At 61.7% G+C, this 5,049-nt stretch carries 4 protein-coding genes and 1 pseudogene; 4 read left to right on the forward strand and 1 reads right to left on the reverse strand.

Annotated elements, in window-relative coordinates; all coding sequences use genetic code 11:
- From galE to I8N66_RS35960, 4 genes are all read left to right on the forward strand, one after another.
- Positions 1-904, forward strand: a 904-nt coding sequence (gene galE / locus I8N66_RS35945) for a UDP-glucose 4-epimerase GalE (protein WP_291165015.1), incomplete at its 5' end; no start/stop codon positions are given.
- Entirely contained in the window at positions 901-2,925 is a 2,025-nt protein-coding gene (locus I8N66_RS35950; protein WP_291165018.1) for a glycosyltransferase family 2 protein, read from the forward strand. The genes galE and I8N66_RS35950, both read left to right, overlap by 4 nt.
- Before the next feature lie 48 nt (positions 2,926-2,973).
- Positions 2,974-3,489, forward strand: a complete 516-nt coding sequence (locus I8N66_RS35955; protein ID WP_113535954.1) for a DUF995 domain-containing protein — start codon at positions 2,974-2,976, stop codon at positions 3,487-3,489.
- Positions 3,490-3,507: 18 nt separating this feature from the next.
- On the forward strand, positions 3,508-4,467 hold the full coding sequence (locus I8N66_RS35960; protein WP_291165021.1) for a glycosyl hydrolase: 960 nt from the start codon (positions 3,508-3,510) through the stop codon (positions 4,465-4,467).
- A gap of 255 nt (positions 4,468-4,722) precedes the next feature.
- Here I8N66_RS35960 and I8N66_RS35965 read toward each other — a convergent pair.
- Positions 4,723-5,049, reverse strand: a pseudogene (locus tag I8N66_RS35965) (4-hydroxyphenylpyruvate dioxygenase); the annotation flags it as partial.

Genomic DNA, 5,049 nt, shown 5'->3' on the forward strand with positions numbered 1-5,049 from the left:
CGTTCCCGTCGTCTATGACAACCTGTCGACGGGACATCGGGACAACGTGCGCTGGGGTCCCCTCGTCGAAGGGGACCTTGAGGATACGGAACGGCTGACAACGGCGATCCGGACGCACCTTCCCGAATGCCTGATCCACTTTGCGGCTTCCGCCTATGTCGGGGAATCCGTCGAGAACCCGGGAAAGTACTACCGCAACAACGTCGCAGGCAGCATCGCGCTGCTCGAAGCCTGCCGCGCGACCGGGTTGGCGCGCATTGTATTTTCCAGCTCCTGCGCCACCTATGGCGTGCCGCAGCGGCTTCCGATCACCGAGGATACGGATCAGTTTCCGATCAACCCCTATGGGCACACGAAGCTGATGATCGAGCTGATGCTCGGCGACTATGCGCGTGCCTATGATTTCCGCTCCGTCGCCTTGCGCTACTTCAACGCCGCGGGCGCCGATCCGGAAGGACAACTCAGGGAACGGCACGATCCGGAAACGCATCTCATTCCGCGTGCCCTGATGGCGGCGGCCGGCGGGATCGAAAGACTCGATATCTTCGGCGACGACTATGCGACGCCGGATGGAACCTGTATTCGCGACTATATTCATGTGACCGATCTCGCCGACGCTCATGTCGCCGCCGTCGACTATCTGCGCGACGGCGGCGAGGTGCTGCGCACCAATCTCGGCTCCGGACATGGGACCTCGATCCGGCAGGTTCTGGAAGCCATCGATCGGATCACCGGGCGACGGGTCCCCGTACAGTTGTTGCCGCGTCGTCCCGGTGATCCGCCGGTGCTCTATGCCGATAGCAGTCGGGCGCGGCAGCGGCTGGGCTTCCGACCGGCGTTGTCGGATATCGAAACCATCATCCGCACGGCGGCACCGGGCTTCGGGCTGGAGGTGCGGCGATGAACTGGACGTCCACAATCGATGGATTTCGGCACTATGTCGATCTCTCGGGTGCGCGGCATGTCCGGCCGCGCCTGACGGCGCTGTTCTCCGGGCGCTTGCAGATCCTGAACATGCTGGGCGTTGCCGCGTGGTTCGCCGCCCTCGCGTATTTCTGGTGGTGGTGGCTCGACCCGGTTCACGTGATGGACTGGCCGTCCTATGTACTGATCACCGTCGTTGTCGGGTGGATTACCCTGCTGCCGGTCTATTTCATCGCGATCTTTTCCGGCGCGAAGGTTGCCACAGCGAGCACGGGTCCGGTGCCGCACGGACGGATCGCGATGGTCGTCACCAAGGCGCCCTCCGAGCCGTTTACCGTCGTGCGCAAGACGTTGCAGGCGATGCTGGACCAGACCGGATGTGACTTCGATGTCTGGCTGGCGGACGAGGATCCGTCGCCGGAGACGGCCTCCTGGTGTGCGGCCCACGGAGTTTTCATCTCCACGCGAAAGGGTATCGCCGACTATCATCGCGCCGCCTGGCCGCGCCGTACGCGCTGCAAGGAAGGAAACCTTGCCTACTTCTACGATCACTACGGCTATGACCGCTACGATTTCGTGGCGCAGTTCGATGCCGATCACGTACCCGAAGCCAGCTACCTCGTCGAGGTGCTGCGCCCTTTCAACGACCCGTCGGTCGGCTATGTCTCGGCGCCGAGCATATGCGACGCAAACGCCGCAACCAGCTGGGCGGCGCGCGGGCGGCTTTATGCGGAGGCGAGCCTGCATGGCTCCCTGCAGATCGGCTACAACAACGGCTGGGCGCCGCTCTGCATCGGGTCGCATTACGCTGTGCGGACAAAGGCGCTGAAGCAGATCGGCGGATTGGGGCCGGAACTCGCTGAAGATCATTCGACGACGCTGATGATGAATGCCCATGGCTGGCGTGGCGTCCATGCTCACAACGCCATAGCCCACGGCGATGGACCGGCGAACGTTGCCGATCTTGTGGTTCAGGAGTTCCAATGGTCGCGCAGCCTCGTCGCGATCCTGCTGAAGTACTCGCCGGCCTATGTGCCGAAGTTGCCGGCGCGGCTGCAGTTCCAGTTCCTGTTTTCGCAGTTCTGGTACCCGCTGTTTTCGTTTTTCATGGCGCTGATGTTCCTGATGCCGATCGCGGCGCTGATGATGGGGCGGGCCTTCGTCGAGGTCGACTATCCCGACTTTCTGGTGCATTTCGTGTCCCTGTCGCTGGTTCTGGTCGTACTCGCCTATTTCTGGCGTTCGACCGGTACGTTCCGGCCGCATGATGCGCGGGTGCTGAGCTGGGAGACGGTCCTGTTCCTGTTCGCGCGCTGGCCCTGGTCGCTGCTCGGCTGCATGGCAGCGGTGCGCGACCATCTGACCGGCTCGTTCGTCGATTTTCGTATCACGCCGAAGGGCGGCGGCGCGGTGGCTCCCCTGCCGCTTCGGGTGCTGACGCCCTATCTCGTGCTTTCCCTGGTGTCGGCGCTCGCGGTCTGGCTCGTGTCCGATGCCGGAACGGCGCAGGGTTTCTACGTCTTTGCCGAGATCAACGCCCTCATCTATGCCGGGCTCGTGGTGGTGATCCATGTTCGACACGCCCGCGAGAACGGGCTGCCGCTCATGCCGCGTTCGACGATGACGGCGATAACGGCAGGCTCTCTGGTGCTGGTCTCGGTTCTCTCGGCTCAATCGGCCGTGCGCCATGGCGCCGAGGCAACGGAGGCCCTGTCGCATGGCCTGGGTTTCGTGACCTTTACCGAGGCGAAGTACACGGTTGCCGGCGCAGGGCATGGCACGAACCTCAGGATCGTTCGCTTCCGTCTGCAATGGAAAGGCTTTTCGCAGCCGCACGAGAGCGGGGCGCGGATCGAGCCTGCCGTATCACGAACCACCTCAAACAGTGTCGAGAGAAGGAGCATCAACGCAACGACTGGAAGCCGGATGAGCGTCGGGGAAACGCGGGTCGGGGAAACGAGGACGACCAAGAAGGTCAGCCGATACTACGTGCCGTCATGACGGCGGCGCGCCGTCGAGTTTGTAATCTCCAGTGTGAGGAGAAAGGCAATGAATGGGTCAATAAAAGTCATGGTTGTTCCGCTGTTGCTGCCGCTTGCAGCCGCTGCGGTCTATCTGGGCGCCCAGCCGGTCAAGGCGAAGATGGAAGTCAAGCCAACGCCGCTCAGCGCTTATGAGGTCTATTCCCTCTATCGCAACAAGACCTGGCAATGGTCTACCGGCGGTGCACGCTTCACCGCGCATGACCGCAAGCTCGTGGCCTTCGTCGACAAGGGCAACGGCAACCGGTCCTTTGCCGAAGGCAACTGGTACGTCAGCGACCTGGGCATGATGTGCATGCAGGCGATCTGGACGACCGCGGCCAATGCCGGCGATGCCCGGACCTGCTTCGGCCACGCCAGGATCGGCGACACGATCTATCAGCGAAAGGTGCCAAACGGCGAGTGGTATGTCTTCAGGCATGCCAAGCCCAAGCCCAATGATGCCTACTACAGCCTCGTCGCCCAGGACGACATCACAGCAAAGGCGTTGAATTTGAAGGAACAGTTCCTGGCCAAGAAATAGACGCCGCAGGAGGATGAAATGAAACGCAAATTGGCATTCGCCCTATGCACTGCCCTAGCTCTACAGCTGGACTTCGGCAGCTTGGTATCGGCATTGGCGCAGGAACAAGCCAATCCTGCGGGCAATGCCGGACAGACCGAGACGATGATCGACAAACGTCCCGTCATGCACCCTGGCGGAACGAAATTCGGCGCCTACGATCCGCATGGGGATTTCGGCGCCCAAAGCGATGTGACGACCGAAGCCCTGTTCCTGCCCTGGGAGGACGTCGATCTCGCATCCTTGCAGACCGCTGACGAATACGCCCTTCAGCGCAATCGCAATCTGCTGATCACCATCGAGCCCTGGTCCTGGTCGCTCGACTGGAAACTGACACCAACGCAGCTTCGCGACCGTATGCTCCGGGGCGAGTATGACCCCAACATGGAAGCGATCGCCAACGCGATCGCCCAACTGAAGAGCCCGGTCATCGTGCGCTGGGGCCAGGAAATGGAAGACACCTCCGGCCGCTTCTCGTGGGCTGGCTGGGAACCCCAGGACTGGATCAAGGCCTACAGGCACGCGATGGACATCGTGCGCAAGAAAGCCCCGAAGGCGCAGATCATGTGGTCGCCGAAAGGACTGCCGAACCTCGAAGCCTACTACCCGGGTGACAAATATGTCGATCTCGTCGGGTTGTCGGTCTTCGGGTTCGAAGCTTTCGACAAGATCGAATACGGAGCGCCGAAGACCTTCGCCGAGGCGTTGAAGCCCGGCTACGATTTGGTGGCCAAGTACAAGAAGCCGATCTGGGTGGCCGAGCTCGGATGGCAAGGCAGCGAAACTTACATGCAGCCATGGATGAATGCCGCGACACAACCGGATCCGCAGTTCCCGAATCTGGCCGAGGTCGTCTACTTCAACGACCGTGACGTGGTCAATTGGCCGCATGACCTTGGTCGACCGAACTGGCGCGTCGTCAACGAGGTCACGAACTGAGATTGCGAACGGTGACACGCGCCTGCACGGGCGCGCTGAACCGCAGATATTTTGATCTATTGGTTATTTATCCCTGTCTTGTATTCAGTCCAGGGATGGCAGGCGCAGCCTCGTGCCGGAGGATCGGAAAGGATCGTCGACCACCGGCACCGAGGGATTGAGACGCCTGCACCGTATTGTTCACTGGCCCCATGGCCGCCGGTAGGCCCCTCGCCGGGAGGCGAGAGGCTCGATGGGACGGGTGTTTGGGGCGGCTTACTCTGCCGCCTGCGGCCCCAGTTCGCCGCGGCGAATCTGATCGGCTTCGATCGATTCGAACAGGGCGCGGAAGTTGCCCTCGCCAAAGCCCTCGTCACCCTTGCGCTGGATGAATTCGAAGAAGATTGGGCCGATCACGGTCTTCGAGAAGATCTGCAAGAGGATCTTCGTCATGCCGCCGTTCACCACGCCTTCGCCATCGATGAGGATGCCGTGCTTCTTCATCCGCTCGATCGGTTCGTCATGGCCGTGAACGCGGTCGTGCGACATGTCGTAATAGGTTTCCGGCGGACCTGGCATGAACTTCAGGCCATTGTCCGACAG

The organism is Ensifer sp. SSB1 (genome assembly GCF_016652895.1).
Lineage (GTDB): Bacteria > Pseudomonadota > Alphaproteobacteria > Rhizobiales > Rhizobiaceae > Ensifer.

Excerpts from the sequence above, each read along its gene's own strand:
- I8N66_RS35950 (WP_291165018.1), top strand. The coding sequence starts at position 901 with ATGAACTGGACGTCCACAATCGATGGATTTCGGCACTATGTCGATCTC.
- I8N66_RS35955 (WP_113535954.1), top strand. The coding sequence starts at position 2,974 with ATGAATGGGTCAATAAAAGTCATGGTTGTTCCGCTGTTGCTGCCGCTT.
- I8N66_RS35960 (WP_291165021.1), top strand. The coding sequence starts at position 3,508 with ATGAAACGCAAATTGGCATTCGCCCTATGCACTGCCCTAGCTCTACAG.